Below are 15,816 nucleotides of genomic sequence, written 5' to 3' on the forward strand. Positions count from 1 at the left end.
ATGTGGCGGTTGGTCGCTCAGGCGGCAAACAGATCCGCGTCGCGCAAGCGGGCCACCGCCGGCGCGCCTTCCAGGCGCAGCAGCGCCAGCTTGGTGGGCAGGCCGCCGCCGAAGCCGGTAAGCGAGCCGTCCGCGCCGATCACCCGGTGGCACGGCAGCACGATCGGCAACGGATTGCGCCCGTTCGCCGCGCCCACCGCGCGCATGGCGGTGGGCTTGCCCACGCGCGCGGCGAGCTGCGCATAGGTCCAGGTGTCGCCGAAGGGAATGTGCGCCAACGTTTGCCACACCTCGCACTGGAAAGAGGTGCCTTGCGGTGCCAGCGGCAGCTCGAACGCCGTGCGCCGGCCGGCCAGGTAGTCCAGCAGCTGCGCGCGCGCTTCGCGCAGCAATGCGTCGTCCGGCGCGTGCTGCCAATGTTCGCGGCCGCGCGCGTCGTGGCGGTTCTCGGCGAACAGGATGTGGCGCACGGCCCGCGCATCCACGGCGACGGTGAGTGGGCCGATCGGGCTGTCGAAGCGGTCGTACTTGAGCGGTGTCATGCGGCTTGCTCCTTCTTCATGTCGTCGGCCAGGTGCCACAGCTGCAGCACCGCGTAGCTGCGCCAGGGGCGCCACGCCTGCGCGCGGGCTTCGGTCTGGCGTTCGGTGAGGCGCGTGGGCGCGCCGAGCACCTGTTGCAGGATCAGGTCGCCGGCCGGGAACGCATCGGGCATGGCGAGCGCGCGCATCGCGATGTAGTGCGCGGTCCAACGGCCGATGCCGGGCAAGGCGGTGCACTGGGCGATGAACTCGTCCAGGCGCTGGCCGGCGCCGAAATGCAGGCGGCCATCCAGCGTGGCGGCGGCGAGCGCGCGCAGCGTGGCGGCACGGCTGCGCGGCAGGCCGAGCGTTTCCAGCGGCGCGTCGTAGAGCTGCCGCGGGGTGGGGAACACGCGGTCCAGCCCGGCGGGCATGCCGTCGCGCCGGCCACCGTGGCGTTCGACCAGCCGCGCCGCCAGCGTCGTCGCGCCGGCCACGCTGACCTGCTGGCCCAGGATGGCGCGCACCGCCGTTTCGAAGCCGTCCCAGCCGCCGGGCACGCGCAGGCCGGGGCGGCGCGCGATCGCGGTGGCCAGCAGCGGCTCCCGCGCCAGCGTGGCATGCACGGCCTGCAGGTCGGCATCCAGGTCGAACAGCCGGCGCACGCGGCGCACGATGTCGGGAATCGCGCGTGGGTCCGTATGGCCGATGCGCAGCAGCAGCTCCGGGCGTTGCGGCGACGCCTGTACGTGGACGCGCGTCGAAGCGTCCGGTGGGCCCACTACGCGCGTATAGCCATGCGCGTCGATGTGCTCCAGCCCGGGAATCGCACGCCGTTGCAGGAACCCGAGCATGGCGGCGAAATCCAGCGGCGGCCGGTAGCCCAGGCGCAGCACCAGTTCACCGCCGGCCACTTCCTCGCGCTGCCGCCGCAGCGCGGTGGGCGGCATGCCGCAGCCTTCCAGGAAGGCTGCGTTGAAGCGGCGCAGGCTGTTGAAGCCGGCGGCCAACGCCACCTGGGTGACCGGCAGCGCGGTTTCGGTGAGCAGTTGCTTGGCCAGCAGCAGGCGCCGCGTGGCGTGTACCTGCGCCGGGGTGGCGCCGAGCTGCTGCAGGAAACGCCGCTGCAGTTGGCGCGCCCCCAGCCCGACCCGCGCGGCGAGCGCGTCCACGCTGCCCTCCTGCAACATGCCTTCGCCGATCAGCGCGAGCGCGCGCTGCACGGCTTCATCGCCGGCCGGGCGCTGTGCCTGCGGCGACAACTCCGGCCGGCAGCGCAGGCACGGCCGGTAGCCGGCCGCGCTCGCCGCCGCCGCGCTGGCGTAGTAGGTCACGTTGCGCGGCTTGGGCGCCGGCGCGGGGCAGACCGGCCGGCAATAGATGCCGGTGCTGCGCACCGCGGTGAAGAACACTCCGTCGAAGCGCGCGTCGCGGGCAAGCCGCGCACGTTCGCAGGCTTCGACGTCTGGCAGGGGCGGGTGCGAGGACATGGGGCGCAGTCTAGTCCTCCGGCGCGGGCAGGACTGGCCGTTTTCGGACAGGTATGCGCAGCGCGCCGGACCGGCCATTCCTGCGGCGCGTTGGGGCCGGTTCATGCCCACGGTCGGCACGCGCGCGCGTTCGGCCTAGACTGAATGCCTTCCCACGTCGCACCCCGACTCGCCATGCCCAAGCTGTCCTGGTTGTTCGCCTGCTGCCTGTTGTTGTCCGCCTGCGGTGGGCAGCCGGCCGGTACGACCAGCGGCGAAGCCGGCGGCATGCAACGCTCGGCCAACGATGGCGACCACCTGGTGTCCATCGACAGCGCCGAAGCGCCGGTGCTTGCGCCGATGCCCGCCAAGCCCGTGCGCGAGGACCCCAACGCGCCATGGCCGGACGCGCAGCTCGGCCTGGGCCAGGCCTTCATCAGTTGCGCGACCGACTACACCGACCAGGACGGCGACGGCCCCGCGCTGCCCGCGCTCGACCGCGACAGCGTGCGCACCGCGCTGTGGCCCTGCCGCGACACCGGCCTGTTGCGCGTGCGCTACCAGGGCAAGATCGACGCCGGCTTCGCCGAGCTGGCCTGGCGGCTGGCCGCCGTGGCCGACGAACTGGACCTGCACCGGCGCATCCTCGATCTGGATTCCAGCGGCGGGCAGGTGGAGGCGGCCATCCGCGCGGGCGATGCCATCGGCGAGGCGAACTGGACCATCTGGGTGCGCGAGGGCTCGATCTGCCACAGCGCGTGCGTGTTCGTGCTCGCCGCCGGCGACAACCGGCTGATCGCCGGCAAGGTCGGCATCCACCGCATGATGCGGATCAGCTCCAAGGCCACCTCGCGCGCCGAACTCAACCGCGAACTGCACGAGGTCTACGGCAACGTGAAGGATTACCTGGAGCGCAACGGCGTGGCCGTGGCCGCGGCCGACCTGATGATGACCGTGCCCAATCGCAGCCTGCGCCTGCTCACGCCCGGGGAGCTGAAGGAATACGGGCTGGACGGCACCAACGCCGTGCAGGACGACCTGGAGCGCATCCGCCAGATGCGCAAGTGCGGCGACGATTTCGTGCGCCGCAAGGACGCCTTCCTGATCGCCTTCGACCAATCGTGCAAGCCGGTGGGCGCCGACCTGGAAGCGGTCAACGCCTGCGGCCAGTCGCTCAAGCAGCGCTACGGTTTTCCGGATGCGCGCTGCCCGGAGGAGAGCCCGCTGGCCGAGAACGACGCCACCGCGCTGGAGCTGCCGGCACCACGCCCAGAGGCCACCGCGCGCCTGTGAGCGGCTTCACGCCGGCCGCACCGGCCGCACCGGATAGTCCCGGCACGACGAGGAGGGCGTCATGCTGGGAAAAAACCGCGGCATCATCCGGGCCTACCTGCCGCCGGTGCTCTGGGTGATCGGCGGCTTCGTGCTCGCCGAACTCCTGCGCTGGGCCGCGGTAGGCACGCGCTGGTACTGGCTGGCGACGCTGGCCACCTGGCTGAGCCTGGCCGTGCTGCTGGCCGCCACCGCGCGTGCGTTCTGGGTGAGCTGGCGGCTGTGGCGCAACCGCGTCGTGCCCTCGGTGGCCGGTGAATGAGCGTGCACGCCGGGGCGACTTCGCTGTCGTAGACTCCTTCGCGCCAATCGCGGCGACCTCAGGGAACGATCCGCCATGCGTCATGCCCCCGTTGTGATGTGCCTGCTGCTGGCCGCCGCGCCGCTCTCGGCGCTGGCCCAGCAACCTGCCGCCCCGCGCCCGGCGACGCCGGCCCCCGCCGCGCCGCGTCCGGCGCCGGCCGCCCAGCCCGGCCAGCCCGCGCTGACGCCCGCCCAGCAGGCCGAACTGGCCAAGCAGAACGCGGAAATGATCCAGGCCGCGCAGAAGGTGCTGCAGATGGTCGATGCCGGCCAGCTGCCGCAGCTGTGGGATGGCGCCTCGGTGGTGGCCAAGCGCGCGGTCACCCGCGAGGCCTTCGCCACCCAGGTCGGCGCGCAGCGCAAGCGCCTGGGCGCGGTGGCCGGGCGCGGACAGGCCGCGGTGACGCGCGTGCGCTACAACCCCGGCGCGGCCGTGCCCGAGGGCCTGTACGTCAACGTCAGCTTCCCCACGCGCTTCGCCAACGCACCGCAGCCGGTGCGCGAGCTGGTGTCCTTCCGCCTCGACGAGGACAAGGTCTGGCGCCTGGCCGGCTACAGCTTGCCGGATGCGAAGTAAGCGGGAGGGCGCGCGATGACCATCGAGATCCGCATGCTGGCCTGGGCCGTGGTGCTGGGCATCGTGCAGTTGCTGCTGGCTTCGACCACGATGACCGCGCAGCGCGGCTCGAAGTGGAATGCCAGTGCCCGCGACGGCACGCCCGCGCCGCTCACCGGCGTGGCCGCGCGGCTGGAACGCGCGTTCCACAACTTCCTGGAAACGTTCGCCTTCTTCGCCGCCGCAGTACTCGCGGTGACGTGGACCCAGCGCGCCGACGCGCACACCGCGCTCGGCGCGCAGCTCTACTTCTGGGCGCGCGTGGTCTATATCCCGCTGTATGCGGCCGGCATTCCCTACGTGCGCAGCCTGGTGTGGCTGGTGTCGATGGCCGGCATCGCGATGGTGCTGTGGCCGTTGCTCGCCGGTTGATCCGGATCAACCGGGCGGCGAACGCGCGCGACTAGACTGCGGCCATTCCATGAGACGGAGTGGCCATGCAGCAGGTGGATATCGCCATTGTCGGCGCCGGCCCGGCGGGGCTGTCGTTCGCGCGTTCGCTCGCCGATAGCGGCCTGTCGCTGGCGCTGATCGAGAAGCAACCACGGCAGGCGCTCGCCGAGCCGGCCTTCGACGGGCGCGAGATCGCGCTCACCCATGCCTCGCGCCAGCTGATGGAGCAACTCGGGCTGTGGGCGCGCCTGGCGCCGGAAGACATCGCGCCGCTGCGGCAGGCCAAGGTGATGAACGGCGGCTCGCCGTTCGCGCTCGATTTCGCCCCGCCGCGCGAGGGCGGCGAGCTGGGCTGGCTGGTGCCGAACCAGCGCATCCGCGAGGCCGCCTGGGATGCGGTGGCCGGCCAGGCCGGGCTGCGCCTGATCGATGGTGCGACCGTCACCGGCCTGCATCGCGACGGAGCGGTCACCCACCTGGCGCTGGGCGGCGGCGAACCCTCGATCGCCGCGCGGCTGGTGGTCGCCGCCGACAGCCGCTTCTCGGTGGTGCGGCGGTTGCTCGGCATCGGCGCGCGCACTCGCGATTTCGGCAAGACCATGCTGGTGTGCCGCATGGCGCACGAGGTGCCGCACGAAGGTACGGCATGGGAATGGTTCGGGCACGGCCGCACGATGGCGCTGCTACCGCTGCATGGCCATCGCGCCGGCGCGGTGCTGACGCTGGCGCCTGCGCGCGTGGCCGAGCTGCTGGCGATGGAGGAAGCCGAATTCGGTGCGGCGGTGAGCGAATGCTTCGAATACCGCCTGGGCCACATGCGCCAGGAAGGTAGCCGGCACGCGTATCCCCTGGTGGGCGTGTACGCCGACCGCTTCTGCGCGCCGGGCGCGGCGCTGATCGGCGATGCCGCGGTGGGCATGCACCCGGTGACCGCGCATGGCTTCAATTTCGGCCTGCAAGGGCAGGCGCGGCTGGCGCGCGGCATCCTGGCGGCGGTGTCGGCCGGGCGGGACTACGCCGCCGCGCCAGTACTGGCCGCCTACGACCGCGCCCATCGGCGCGCGACGCGGCCGCTGTACGAGGCCACCCAAGCCATCGCGGGGCTGTATACCGACGACCGCCTGCCGGCCCGGCTGCTGCGCGATGCCGCGTTGCGCGCGGCGGCGAAGGTGGCGCCGTTCCGCCAGGCGATCGCCGCGCACCTGACCCAGCGCGAGCGGGGGCCCAGCGGGTTCTCGCGATTCCTGCCGCGCTAGGCGGCGCTCGAACAAGCCGCGACGTGCCGAGGCGCGGTCCCGGCCGAGCCGTGCCTGCCGTGGGTGCGGGCCGCTACTGCGCCACCACGCGGATCTCCACGTCCTCGATCCGCACGACCTGGCCGGCGCGGATCTTGGCGGTCTTGCGCAGCTCCACCGCGCCGTCCACCGTCACCGCGCCGCTGGCGACGATGGCCTTGCCCATGCCGCCGCTATCGGCCAGCCCGGCCAGCTTCAGCAGCTGGTTGAGTTCGACGTGTTCGCGGTCGAGTTCGAATTCGAGGATCTGCATGGGTCACCGCCGGGAAGTCAGCTGCGGATTCTATGCGTCCTCGAACGCCTTCAGTTCGTCGAGCAGTCCCTGCGCCTTGCGTAGCCCCGTCCCGGTGATGCTCGCCTCCATGCGCCGCGCCAGGTCCGGGCGCACCGGGTTGCGCGCCCAACGATAGAACAGCCACGTCGCCGCCAGGCCGGCCACGCCGATCCCCAGGCTGGCCCACACCCAGGCGGGCGTCACCGCCGCGCCGGCGTGGCGCGGGTCCAGCCCGGCCACGGCGATCACCACCGGCAGCCACATCACCCACCACGGCCAGCCCACCGCAATGCCGGCGGCCACGTAAAAGCGGCGCGTCACGCCCAGCCGCTTCTGGATCGCCAACACCGGCGCGGACCAGTCCAGGCTGCCGATCAGGCCGCTCATGATGCCGCCGGCGGCCGCGGTGGCCGCGCCGAACGCATGCACCAGCACGCCAGCGAGGAAGTAACCGCCCGGCGCGGGGTTGCGCGTCCAGCACGCCACGCCGAGCAGGATCAGCGCGATGCCCAGCGCCACCTGCAGCATCTGCCCCCAGAACAGCGGGCGCAGGCTCGAGCGCATGCGGTCGCGCTTGCGTTCGCGCAACAGCTCCAGCTGCAGCGACTGCTGTTTTTCCATGCGCTGGCCCAACTGCTGCCAGGCGAGCTTGAGTTCGTCGAGTTCCATGGTCGTGTCCTTCACAGTTCCTGGCGGATGCGCTGCTTGAGCCGGCTGATCTTGGTGGCCGCGTTGGCTTCGCTGATGCCCAGTACCTCGCCGATCTCGCGATGGCTGTGGTCTTCCAGGTAGAGCAGCATGAGCGCGCGGTCCAGCGGCGGCAGTGCGTGGATGAAGCGGTAGAGCAGTTCGACCTGCTGGCCGGCCTCCGGGTCGTGCGCGAGCGGGTCGGCGATGTCGTGGCGTTCCTCGTCCCAGGGCTCCTGGTGGCGCAGCGCGCGGCTGTGGCCGCGCACCCAGGTGATCGCCACGTTCAACGCGATGCGATACATCCAGGTGCTCACCGGCCGCGCGGGGTCGTAGGCGGGCCATGCGCGCCACAGCTGCGCGGCGATTTCCTGGGCCAGGTCCTCGCGGTCCTGCGCCTGCCAGGCGTAGGTGCCGACGACCTTGAGCAGCAATCCGCGGTGGCGCTGCAGCAGCGCGGCGAACGCCTCGCGCGCGGCGTCGGGGCGTGAAGAAACGTGCGCGGGGGCGCGGGCGTCGGCCATGGCGGGCGTGGTCCTGGTCATGTCACCGGATGATTCGCCGGCAGCGGCGAATCCTTACACCTGAACGGGAGCCGGGGCGACTTTTCGACAGCGAGCCCGCCAGGGCGCACAATATGCCCCCTTTGCGCCCGCCCGTTCGCGGCGGTGCCGCCCTCGGAGTCCCCCATGTCAGAAGAATCCCCCGCGCCGCTGCTGTTCGCAGATCTCGGCCTCTCCAGCGCCGTGATGCAGGCAGTGGCCGAGGTCGGCTACGAGTCGCCTTCGCCGATCCAGGCCGCCACCATCCCGGCGATGCTGGCTGGCCGCGACGTGCTCGGCCAGGCCCAGACCGGCACCGGCAAGACCGCCGCGTTCGCGCTGCCGGTGCTGTCCAATGCCGATCTGGCGCAGAACAAGCCGCAGGCCCTGGTGCTGGCGCCGACCCGCGAGCTGGCCATCCAGGTCGCCGAGGCGTTCCAGCGCTATGCCGCCGCCATCCCCGGCTTCCGCGTGCTGCCGGTCTACGGCGGCCAGCCCTACGGCCAGCAGCTGTCGGCGCTCAAGCGCGGCGTGCACGTGGTGGTTGGCACCCCGGGCCGCGTCATCGACCACCTGGACCGCGGCACGCTCGACCTGTCCGAGCTCAAGACGCTGGTGCTGGACGAAGCCGACGAAATGCTGCGCATGGGCTTCATCGACGACGTCGAAGCCGTGCTCAAGAAGCTGCCCGAGCAGCGCCAGGTGGCGCTGTTCTCGGCGACCATGCCGCCGCAGATTCGCCGCATCGCGCAGACCTACCTGAAGGACCCGGCCGAAGTCACCATCGCGGCCAAGACCACCACCTCGGCCAACATCCGCCAGCGCTACTGGTGGGTGAGCGGCCTGCACAAGCTCGACGCGCTGACCCGCATCCTGGAGGTCGAGCCGTTCGACGGCATGATCATCTTCGCGCGCACCAAGGCCGGCACCGAGGAACTGGCGCAGAAGCTGCAGGCGCGCGGCCTGGCCGCCGCCGCCATCAACGGCGACATGCAGCAGGCCCAGCGCGAGCGCACCATCGGCCAGCTCAAGGACGGCAAGCTGGACATCCTGGTGGCCACCGACGTGGCCGCGCGCGGCCTGGACGTGGAGCGCATCAGCCACGTGCTGAACTACGACATCCCGTACGACACCGAGAGCTACGTGCACCGCATCGGCCGCACCGGCCGTGCCGGCCGCAGCGGCGAGGCGATCCTGTTCGTCACCCCGCGCGAGAAGGGCATGCTGCGCGCGATCGAGCGCGCCACGCGCCAGCCGATCGAAGAGATGCAGCTGCCCAGCGTGCAGGCCGTCAACGACACCCGCGTGGCCAAGTTCCTCGGCCGCATCGGCGATGCGCTGGGCGAGGGCGACATCGAGTTCTACCGCGAACTGCTGCAGCGCTACGAAGGCGAGCAGAACGTGCCGGCGATCGACATCGCCGCCGCGCTGGCCAAGCTGCTGCAGGGCGACAGCCCGTTCCTGCTGGCGCCGTCGGCGCGCCCGGAACGCGCCGCCCCGCGCGAAGGCAATGGCCGTTTCGAGCGCAGCGAGCGCCCGGAACGCGGCGAGCGTCCGCGCTTCGAGCCGCGCTTCGAGCGGGCCCCGCGCCAGGAAGACGGCGAGCGCCTGGCGCGCGCGGCGCGCTTCAACGACGCCGAGGAAAGCATCGCCCGCGGCCCGCGCGCCCACGAGGGCGAGGAGCGCCCGCGCCGCAAGGACATCGCCCCGCGCGGCGAGCCGGAGTTCGGCATGGAGACCTACCGCATCGAGGTCGGCCACCAGCACGGCGTGAAGCCGGCCAACATCGTCGGCGCCATCGCCAACGAGGCCGGGCTGGAGAGCCGTTACATCGGCCGCATCGACATCCATGACGACTACTCGGTGCTGGACCTGCCGGCCGATATGCCGCGCGAACTGCTGCAGCACCTGAAGAAGGTGTGGGTGTCCGGCCAGCAGCTGCAGATGCGCAAGGTCGAAGGCGACGAGGCCTCCGCGCCGCGCGCGTTCAAGCCGAAGTTCGCGCGCAAGGACGGCCCGGCCGGCCCGCGCAAGAACGGCCCGAACCGCAGCTTCGACAAGCCGCACGGCAAGCCGCCGCACAAGCCGAAGGGCCCGCGCAGCTTCTGATCCCGTTCCCCGAACCCCGGCCCCGGCCGGGGTTCCGCCATCCACGCCCGCCATGACCGACGCGCCCGAGACCACCCGCCTCAACAAGCACATCGCCGAGACCGGCTTCTGCTCCCGCCGCGAGGCCGACCGCCTGATCGGCGAACGCCGCGTCACCGTCAACGGGGTCGTGGCCGGCACCGGCGCGGTGGTGGGCGAGGGCGACACGGTGCTGGTCGACGGCCAGCCCCTGCGCACGCGCAGCGCGAAGAAGCCCGGCGCGCGCCGCCATGTGTACATCGCGCTCAACAAGCCGGTGGGCATCACCTGCACCACCGAAAGCTCGGTCAAGGGCAACATCGTGGACTTCGTCGGCCACGAGCAGCGCATCTTCCCGATCGGCCGCCTGGACAAGGATTCCGAAGGCCTGATCCTGCTCACCAGCAATGGCGACATCGTCAACGAGATCCTGCGCGCGGAGAACCGCCACCAGAAGGAATACCTGGTGGCCGTGAACCAGCCGGTCACCGACGAGTTCCTGCGCGGCATGGCCCGCGGCGTGCGCATCCACGGCGAGCAGACCCTGCCGTGCAAGACCTCGCGCATTGCCAAGTTCGGCTTCCGCATCACCCTCGAGCAGGGCTTGAACCGGCAGATCCGCCTGATGGCCGCGGCCTTCGGCTACCGGGTCACGCAGCTGCGCCGCGTACGCATCGACAACATCAAGCTCGGGGCCCTCAAGCCGGGCCAATGGCGCAACCTCACCGACCAGGAGCTGCGCGGCCTGCTGCCGCAGCGCAGCGACTTCTGACCGGCGTCGCGGTTCGATCTCCATACGCTGACGTGTGTGGGGATCGTTGTGCATACTCCCCGCACCGAAGAGGGGAATGGGTCGGCGAATGATCAAACCGGAGAAGCCCAAGGACGAAGGCGCGCGCCTGGAAGCGCTGAGGCGTTACCACATCCTGGACACGCCTCCGGAACAAGCCTTTGACGATCTCGTGCAGATCGCCACCACGATCTGCGGCACGCAGATGGGGGCGGTGACACTGGTCGACCAGGACCGCCAATGGTTCAAGGCCCGCAAGGGCGTGGGCGCGACGGAAACGCCGCGCGACTTCGCCTTCTGCGCCCACGCCATCCTCAGCCCGCACCAGCTGTTCACGGTGGAGAACGCCGAGGCCGATGCACGCTTCATCGGCAACCCGCTCGTCACCGGCAGCCCGCACGTGCGCTTCTACGCCGGCGCGCCGCTGCTGGGCAGCGAGGGCCAGGCACTGGGCACGCTGTGCGTGTTCGACGACACCCCGGCCACGCTCAACGAGGAGCAGCGCCAGGCGCTGGAGGCGTTGTCGCGCCAGGCCTCGCACCTGATGGAGCTGCGCCGCGTGGCGCACGCGCTGGACAACCAGCTGCGCGAGCGCGATTGGTACGAGCAGCAGCTGGCGCAGTATTCCGAATCGCTGGAAACGCTCAACGCCGACCTCACCGAGCAAACCCGCACCGACGTGCTGACCGGCCTGCCGAACCGCCGCGCCTTCGCCGCCGCGCTGACCGGCGAGCTGGAGCGCGAGGAAGGCGCCGCGCTGCCGCTGTCGGTGGCGATCATCGACATCGACCATTTCAAGACCATCAACGACCTGCACGGCCACGACCAGGGTGACGAGGTGCTGGTGGCGTTGGCCGGGTTGCTGCGTGCGCACATCGCCGGGCGCGGCATGATCGCCCGCCTCGGCGGCGAGGAATTCGTGATGCTGCTGCCGGGCGCGGCCGCCGAGCCGGCCCGCCTGCAGTGCGAGTTCCTGCGCCAGGAAATCGCCTTGCTGCCGATCAACCTGCCGGTGACGGTGAGCATCGGCGTGGCCGAGCTGCAGGCCGGGGAAGCCCCGGACCAGTGCCTCAAGCGCGCCGACCTGGCGCTTTACCAGGCCAAACGCGAAGGCCGCGACCGGGTGGTGGTGTCCGAGATCGCCAAGGCGCACGCCTGAGCGGGCTTGCCGCTCAGTCCACCACCGATTTTTCCTCGGCCGTGCCGAGCAGCTCCGGGTGCCGTACCGGCCCGCGCCGGCGCTGCAGCAGGGGATGGGCGAACACCGCGCCCAGGATGATCGCCACGCCCAGGTAGAACTGCGGGCTGAGCTCGCGCTGTTCGCCCAGCAGCAGCGCGGCCAGCACGATGGCGTACACCGGCTCCAGGTTGGTGATCAGCTGCACGGTGTAGGCGCTGAGTTCGCGCAGCGCCACCAGCGCCAGCGCGAACGGCAGCAGCGTGCAGGCCAGCGAGAGGAGCAGCAGCAGGCCGGCGTCGTGCAGGTTCGGCACGACCCAGTCGGTCGCCCCGAGCACGGGCAGCACGAGGGGCAGCAGCGGCGCCAACGCGGTGAGCAGCACGGTGCCGGCGCCCAGTTCCAGCGCGGTGACGGTGAGCGGATCGGCATGGCTCACCAGGCGCTTGTTGAGCGAGCCGAATAGCGCCACCAGCAGCGCCGACACCGCGCCCACCACCACGCCGGCGCGCATGCCGTCGGGCACGCCGCCGGCCACCAGCGCCACGCCGGGCAGCACCGCCAGCCCGAACAGCAGCTCACGCCACTGGAACGGCCGCCGCGCCACCCACGGTTCGACCACCGCGGTGAACGCGGGCGCCAGCGCGATGCAGGTGGCGGCCACCGAGGCGTTGGCGAGCTTGATCGCGCCGTAGAAGGTGAGCCAATGCAGCGCGACCAGCGCGCCGACGCCGGCGTAGGCCAGCGCCAGCCGCGGCGTGAGCGCGCGCAGCCCGCGCCACACCCGCGGCAGCAGCGCCAGCGCGACCACCACGATGAGCATGCGCCACCACACCAGCGGCAGCGCGGGCAGCGAGATCAGCTTGCCCAGGATGGCGGTGACGCCCCACAGCAGGACGCAGAAATGGATTTGCAGCAGCGCCTTGGGCATGGGATCGGGACGTGGGGCGGGGGCGCTATTGTCGGTGGTTTCACCGCATTTGTAGGCGCGGCTTCAGCCGGCCGCTGGTTGTTGCGCCGGGGCGCGGCAGACGCCGCTCCTGCGCGGCAGCAGGAGCGTGGGGCGGCCCGATGGCCGCCTTATTCCGCCAGCGCCCGCATCAATCCCATCGCCGCGGCCGGGTTGCGCTCCTTCGCCGCGCTGATGAAGAACACGTACACCTCGCGCGGCTTGCCCTTCGGCAGCGGGTCGGCCACGTGCGGCAGTTCGGCCACGTCTTCGCCGCGACGCCAGGCGTGCACGCGCTGCGCCCATTGCGCCAGCGCCGGCGCGGTGTAGCCGTGGGTGAGGCGCGCCTGGCTGCGCATCAGACGGGCGTAGACGAAATCCGCGCCGAGGTCGGCGAAGGAGGGGTAGTCGTCCGAGTCGGCGAACACCGTGGCCACGCCATGCTGGCGCACCAGCGCCAACAGCTCGGCGTCGACGAAGGCCGGGTCGCGGATCTCCACCACGTGCCTGAGCTTGCGGCCTTGCGCCTGCTTGGGCAGCAGATCGAGGAAGGCGGCGAAATCGTCGCGGTCCATCTTCTTGCCGTCGGCGAACTGCCACAGCAGCGGGCCCAGGGCCCGGCCCAGTTCCACGATGCCGCCGACGAAGCCCTCCACCTGCGCGCGCGTACCGGCCAGCTTGCGCGATTGGGTGATGCGCTTGGGCGCCTTGGCCGAAAACACGAAGCCCTCCGGCACCTCGTCGCGCCACTTGGCGTAGATAGCCGGCTTCTGCTCGCCGTAATAGGTGCCGTTGATCTCGATGGCGCCCAGCTGGCGGCTCGCGTATTCCAGCTCGCGGCGCTGCACCAGGCCTTCGGGGTAGAACATGCCGCCGCGCCAGGGTGCGAACACCCAGCCGCCGATACCGACATGGATGCCTTCGAGCGCGGGTGCGGAGGGGGCGAACAGGTCGGTCATGGCGCGGGCCGGTGGGAACGGGGGCCCAGTGTGCCAGCGCCCGCGCGCGCGGGCACGCCATCGTCGGTCATGGCTGCCGCCACGGGTCGTAGTCGCCGAACCACCACAGGTGGCCTTCGAGATCGCGGCAGGCGTAGCCGCGGCCGCCATACCCCTGGTCGGCGAGCGGGATGACGACTTCCGCGCCCGCGGCCACCGCCCGCGCGTGATGCGCGTCGGCATCGGCGACCACCACGCACGCGCTCTGCGTCTCGCGCCCGCCGATCTCGCCGGGCTGGACGATGAGCTTGCCCCAGTCGCTGATGCCATCCGCCGAGCCGAGCATGACCATGCCGTTGCCATAGCTGAGCTGCGCATGCAGCACCAGCGCGTCGCGCGCATACACCGCGTGGCGCTGGAAGCCGAAGGCCCGGCACAGCCAGTCGATGGCGGCGTGCGCGTCGCGGTAGCGCAGGCAGGGGATGATGGTGGCGCGGGTATCGGCGGGGGCGGACATGGCCAGCTCTCGAAGCCCAGGGGACGGGGCGAGACTGGGCGGGGGCGCGTTACCATCGCGCGAAACCGGCGCGCTGGCCGGCCCCCGGCCGCGTGCCTCGAACGAAGCGAAGGGAGAAGGCGTTTGAACAAGTGGGTCTGGGGAGGAACGATGTTGCTGGCAGCGGTGGGTTCACAGGCGCGGGCACAGGCGTTGCCGGCGCAGTTGCAGGATTTCGATGCCCGGGTGGAGCGGGTGCGCGCGCAGTTCGACGTGCCCGGCATCGCGGTGGCGATCGTGAAGGACGGGCAGGTGGTGCTGGCGCGCGGCTATGGCGTGCGCGAGCAGGGCAAGCCCGCTCCGGTGGATGCGCGCACGCAATTCGCGATCGCCTCCAACACGAAGGCATTCACGGCCGCCTCGCTGTCGATCCTGGCCGACGAAGGCAAGCTCAAGCTCGACGACCGGGTGGTGGACCACCTGCCGTCCTTCCGCATGTCCGATCCCTTCGTGACCGGCGAGATGCGCATCCGTGACCTGCTGGCGCATCGCAGTGGCCTGACGCTCGGCGCGGGCGACCTGCTGTACTGGCCGGCGACGACCTACAGCACCGACGAGGTGGTGGCGCGGCTGGCGAAGGTGCCGCTCAAGGGCGGCTTCCGCGACCGCTACGCCTACGACAACATCCTCTACGCGGTGGCGCAGCAGGTGATCGAGAAGGTGTCGGGCCAGTCGTACGCGGATTTCCTGCAGACGCGCATCTTCGCGCCGGTCGGGATGGACGGGGCGCGCTTCAACGCCGACCACCTGCGCGCGGGCGACACGCCGGCCACGGGCCATGCGAAGTACGACTTCACCCAACTGCGGCCGGTGGCGCCGTTGACGTGGGCCAACAATTCCGGCGCCGGCGGCATCTATGCCAGCGTGCAGGACATGGCGAAGTGGATGAACGTGCAACTGGCCGGAGGGCGGTTGGCGGACGGCAAGCCGCTCTTCAGCGAAGCGCGCCAGCAGGAGATGTGGTCGGTGATCACGCCGGTACCGATCGCCGAACCGGCGGTACCCGAGCTGGCCGCCGCGCGCCCGGATTTCGCCGGCTACGGCGAGGGTTGGAGCATCAGTTCCTACCGTGGGCAGCGGCTGGTGTGGCACACCGGCGGCTGGCCGGGCATGGTCTCGCGGCTGACGCTGCTGCCGGCGCAGAAGCTCGGCGTGGTGGTGCTCACCAACCAGGAAGTCGGTGCGGCGTTCAACGCGATCACCCTGCAGGTGCTCGATGCTTACCTGCAGGCGCCGCCCACCGACTGGACGGCGGCCTACGCGGCGGCGGTGGCCAAGGCGCAGGGCAAGGCGGACGAGAGCTGGGCCCAGCATGAGGCAGCGCGCGACAAGTCTTCGCGGCCTTCGTTGGGGCTGGAAGGGTACGCCGGTACCTATGCCGATCCGTGGTACGGGGAGGTGGTGGTGTTCCAGGAAGGGCGGAAGCTGCATGTGCGGTTCTCGCGGACGCCGCAGCTGGTAGGTACGCTGTCGCCATGGCAGCACGATACGTTTCTCGTGCGGTGGGCAGATCGTTCGCTCAACGCGGATGCGTTCTTGACGTTCGCTTTGACGCCGGATGGGAAGGTGCGGGAGGCGCGGATGGAGGCGGTGTCGCCTTTGACTGACTTCAGTTTTGATTTCCAGGATCTGGTGTTGAGGCCGGTGAGGTGAGGGGAGTGGGTTGGAGTGGAGTGGATGGGGCGGCCGGTGGCCGCCCTTTTTTTGTTTGGGCGCTGTGGGTTGGGTGGGCTTTCTGGGCCTTCGAGGTTGATCGGCTCGCATTGGCTTGTGCACGGCCTGCGGGGGCGGGGCCCTTTCGGGACACGCCGTGAACCCATCCATGGGGGCTCGTAGGCGACATCCAT

The 15,816-nt window shown here is 71.0% G+C and carries 16 protein-coding genes and 1 pseudogene; 9 read left to right on the top strand and 8 right to left on the bottom strand.

Annotated elements, in window-relative coordinates; translation table 11 throughout:
* Positions 1 to 17: 17 nt before the first annotated feature.
* Both P6166_RS16655 and P6166_RS16660 read right to left on the bottom strand, forming a co-directional pair.
* Positions 18 to 542 carry a methylated-DNA--[protein]-cysteine S-methyltransferase gene (locus P6166_RS16655; RefSeq protein ID WP_277765556.1) on the bottom strand — a complete coding sequence of 175 codons (525 nt, stop codon included), beginning with the start codon at positions 540 to 542 and terminating at the stop codon, positions 18 to 20.
* A complete protein-coding gene (locus P6166_RS16660) occupies positions 539 to 2,011 on the bottom strand; it encodes an AlkA N-terminal domain-containing protein (RefSeq protein WP_277765557.1) in 1,473 nt (490 codons plus the stop codon). Before P6166_RS16660 ends, P6166_RS16655 begins: the two co-directional genes overlap by 4 nt.
* Positions 2,012 to 2,185: 174 nt before the next feature.
* Between P6166_RS16660 and P6166_RS16665 the strand changes: the two are divergent.
* The 5 genes and pseudogenes from P6166_RS16665 to ubiM all read left to right on the top strand — a co-directional run.
* Positions 2,186 to 3,253, top strand: a pseudogene (locus P6166_RS16665) (hypothetical protein); the annotation flags it as partial.
* Between the two features lie 91 nt (positions 3,254 to 3,344).
* Positions 3,345 to 3,584 (top strand): hypothetical protein, encoded by a 240-nt coding sequence (locus P6166_RS16670; RefSeq protein WP_277765558.1) that lies wholly within the window; start codon positions 3,345 to 3,347, stop codon positions 3,582 to 3,584.
* A 75-nt stretch (positions 3,585 to 3,659) separates the two neighbouring features.
* Positions 3,660 to 4,202: a DUF4019 domain-containing protein gene (locus P6166_RS16675; RefSeq protein ID WP_277765559.1), complete on the top strand. Its 543-nt coding sequence runs from the start codon at positions 3,660 to 3,662 to the stop codon at positions 4,200 to 4,202.
* Between the two features lie 15 nt (positions 4,203 to 4,217).
* Complete coding sequence (locus P6166_RS16680) at positions 4,218 to 4,613, top strand: MAPEG family protein (RefSeq protein WP_277765560.1); 396 nt, start codon at positions 4,218 to 4,220, stop codon at positions 4,611 to 4,613.
* Between the two features lie 65 nt (positions 4,614 to 4,678).
* Positions 4,679 to 5,890 carry a 5-demethoxyubiquinol-8 5-hydroxylase UbiM gene (ubiM, locus tag P6166_RS16685; protein WP_277765561.1) on the top strand — a complete coding sequence of 404 codons (1,212 nt, stop codon included), beginning with the start codon at positions 4,679 to 4,681 and terminating at the stop codon, positions 5,888 to 5,890.
* Between the two features lie 73 nt (positions 5,891 to 5,963).
* Here ubiM and P6166_RS16690 read toward each other — a convergent pair whose 3' ends face one another.
* From P6166_RS16690 to P6166_RS16700, 3 genes are read right to left on the bottom strand one after another with little or no spacing between them, the layout of a single operon-like run.
* Positions 5,964 to 6,182 carry an RNA-binding S4 domain-containing protein gene (locus P6166_RS16690; RefSeq protein ID WP_277765562.1) on the bottom strand — a complete coding sequence of 73 codons (219 nt, stop codon included), beginning with the start codon at positions 6,180 to 6,182 and terminating at the stop codon, positions 5,964 to 5,966.
* 30 nt (positions 6,183 to 6,212) lie between these two features.
* Positions 6,213 to 6,872: a serine/threonine protein kinase gene (locus P6166_RS16695; RefSeq protein ID WP_277765563.1), complete on the bottom strand. Its 660-nt coding sequence runs from the start codon at positions 6,870 to 6,872 to the stop codon at positions 6,213 to 6,215.
* Between the two features lie 11 nt (positions 6,873 to 6,883).
* Positions 6,884 to 7,414, bottom strand: a complete 531-nt coding sequence (locus P6166_RS16700) for a sigma-70 family RNA polymerase sigma factor (RefSeq protein WP_277765571.1) — start codon at positions 7,412 to 7,414, stop codon at positions 6,884 to 6,886.
* A 165-nt stretch (positions 7,415 to 7,579) separates the two neighbouring features.
* Between P6166_RS16700 and P6166_RS16705 the strand changes: the two genes are divergently transcribed.
* From P6166_RS16705 to P6166_RS16715, 3 genes are all read left to right on the top strand, one after another.
* On the top strand, positions 7,580 to 9,541 hold the full coding sequence (locus tag P6166_RS16705; RefSeq protein WP_277765564.1) for a DEAD/DEAH box helicase: 1,962 nt from the start codon (positions 7,580 to 7,582) through the stop codon (positions 9,539 to 9,541).
* Positions 9,542 to 9,593: 52 nt separating this feature from the next.
* Positions 9,594 to 10,331, top strand: a complete 738-nt coding sequence (locus P6166_RS16710; RefSeq protein ID WP_277765565.1) for a pseudouridine synthase — start codon at positions 9,594 to 9,596, stop codon at positions 10,329 to 10,331.
* A gap of 88 nt (positions 10,332 to 10,419) precedes the next feature.
* A complete protein-coding gene (locus P6166_RS16715) occupies positions 10,420 to 11,508 on the top strand; it encodes a sensor domain-containing diguanylate cyclase (protein WP_277765566.1) in 1,089 nt (362 codons plus the stop codon).
* A 13-nt stretch (positions 11,509 to 11,521) separates the two neighbouring features.
* Here the strand turns inward: P6166_RS16715 and P6166_RS16720 are convergent, their stop codons facing one another.
* From P6166_RS16720 to P6166_RS16730, 3 genes are all read right to left on the bottom strand, one after another.
* A complete protein-coding gene (locus tag P6166_RS16720) occupies positions 11,522 to 12,457 on the bottom strand; it encodes a DMT family transporter (protein WP_277765567.1) in 936 nt (311 codons plus the stop codon).
* Between the two features lie 149 nt (positions 12,458 to 12,606).
* Complete coding sequence (locus P6166_RS16725) at positions 12,607 to 13,434, bottom strand: DUF72 domain-containing protein (RefSeq protein WP_277765568.1); 828 nt, start codon at positions 13,432 to 13,434, stop codon at positions 12,607 to 12,609.
* 67 nt (positions 13,435 to 13,501) lie between these two features.
* Positions 13,502 to 13,930: a VOC family protein gene (locus P6166_RS16730; protein WP_277765569.1), complete on the bottom strand. Its 429-nt coding sequence runs from the start codon at positions 13,928 to 13,930 to the stop codon at positions 13,502 to 13,504.
* Positions 13,931 to 14,080: 150 nt separating this feature from the next.
* On the opposite strand from P6166_RS16730, the gene P6166_RS16735 reads away from it, so the two are divergent.
* Entirely contained in the window at positions 14,081 to 15,622 is a 1,542-nt protein-coding gene (locus P6166_RS16735; RefSeq protein WP_277765570.1) for a serine hydrolase, read from the top strand.
* Positions 15,623 to 15,816: the final 194 nt, after the last annotated feature.

This window comes from Stenotrophomonas sp. HITSZ_GD, from assembly GCF_029543105.1.
Taxonomy (GTDB): domain Bacteria; phylum Pseudomonadota; class Gammaproteobacteria; order Xanthomonadales; family Xanthomonadaceae; genus Stenotrophomonas_A.

Excerpts from the sequence above, each read along its gene's own strand:
- P6166_RS16675 (WP_277765559.1), top strand. The coding sequence starts at position 3,660 with ATGCGTCATGCCCCCGTTGTGATGTGCCTGCTGCTGGCCGCCGCGCCG.
- P6166_RS16670 (WP_277765558.1), top strand. The coding sequence starts at position 3,345 with ATGCTGGGAAAAAACCGCGGCATCATCCGGGCCTACCTGCCGCCGGTG.
- P6166_RS16725 (WP_277765568.1), bottom strand. The coding sequence starts at position 13,434 with ATGACCGACCTGTTCGCCCCCTCCGCACCCGCGCTCGAAGGCATCCAT.
- P6166_RS16720 (WP_277765567.1), bottom strand. The coding sequence starts at position 12,457 with ATGCCCAAGGCGCTGCTGCAAATCCATTTCTGCGTCCTGCTGTGGGGC.
- P6166_RS16695 (WP_277765563.1), bottom strand. The coding sequence starts at position 6,872 with ATGGAACTCGACGAACTCAAGCTCGCCTGGCAGCAGTTGGGCCAGCGC.
- P6166_RS16700 (WP_277765571.1), bottom strand. The coding sequence starts at position 7,414 with ATGGCCGACGCCCGCGCCCCCGCGCACGTTTCTTCACGCCCCGACGCC.
- P6166_RS16680 (WP_277765560.1), top strand. The coding sequence starts at position 4,218 with ATGACCATCGAGATCCGCATGCTGGCCTGGGCCGTGGTGCTGGGCATC.
- P6166_RS16660 (WP_277765557.1), bottom strand. The coding sequence starts at position 2,011 with ATGTCCTCGCACCCGCCCCTGCCAGACGTCGAAGCCTGCGAACGTGCG.
- P6166_RS16730 (WP_277765569.1), bottom strand. The coding sequence starts at position 13,930 with ATGTCCGCCCCCGCCGATACCCGCGCCACCATCATCCCCTGCCTGCGC.
- P6166_RS16715 (WP_277765566.1), top strand. The coding sequence starts at position 10,420 with ATGATCAAACCGGAGAAGCCCAAGGACGAAGGCGCGCGCCTGGAAGCG.
- ubiM (WP_277765561.1), top strand. The coding sequence starts at position 4,679 with ATGCAGCAGGTGGATATCGCCATTGTCGGCGCCGGCCCGGCGGGGCTG.
- P6166_RS16690 (WP_277765562.1), bottom strand. The coding sequence starts at position 6,182 with ATGCAGATCCTCGAATTCGAACTCGACCGCGAACACGTCGAACTCAAC.
- P6166_RS16705 (WP_277765564.1), top strand. The coding sequence starts at position 7,580 with ATGTCAGAAGAATCCCCCGCGCCGCTGCTGTTCGCAGATCTCGGCCTC.
- P6166_RS16710 (WP_277765565.1), top strand. The coding sequence starts at position 9,594 with ATGACCGACGCGCCCGAGACCACCCGCCTCAACAAGCACATCGCCGAG.
- P6166_RS16655 (WP_277765556.1), bottom strand. The coding sequence starts at position 542 with ATGACACCGCTCAAGTACGACCGCTTCGACAGCCCGATCGGCCCACTC.
- P6166_RS16735 (WP_277765570.1), top strand. The coding sequence starts at position 14,081 with ATGTTGCTGGCAGCGGTGGGTTCACAGGCGCGGGCACAGGCGTTGCCG.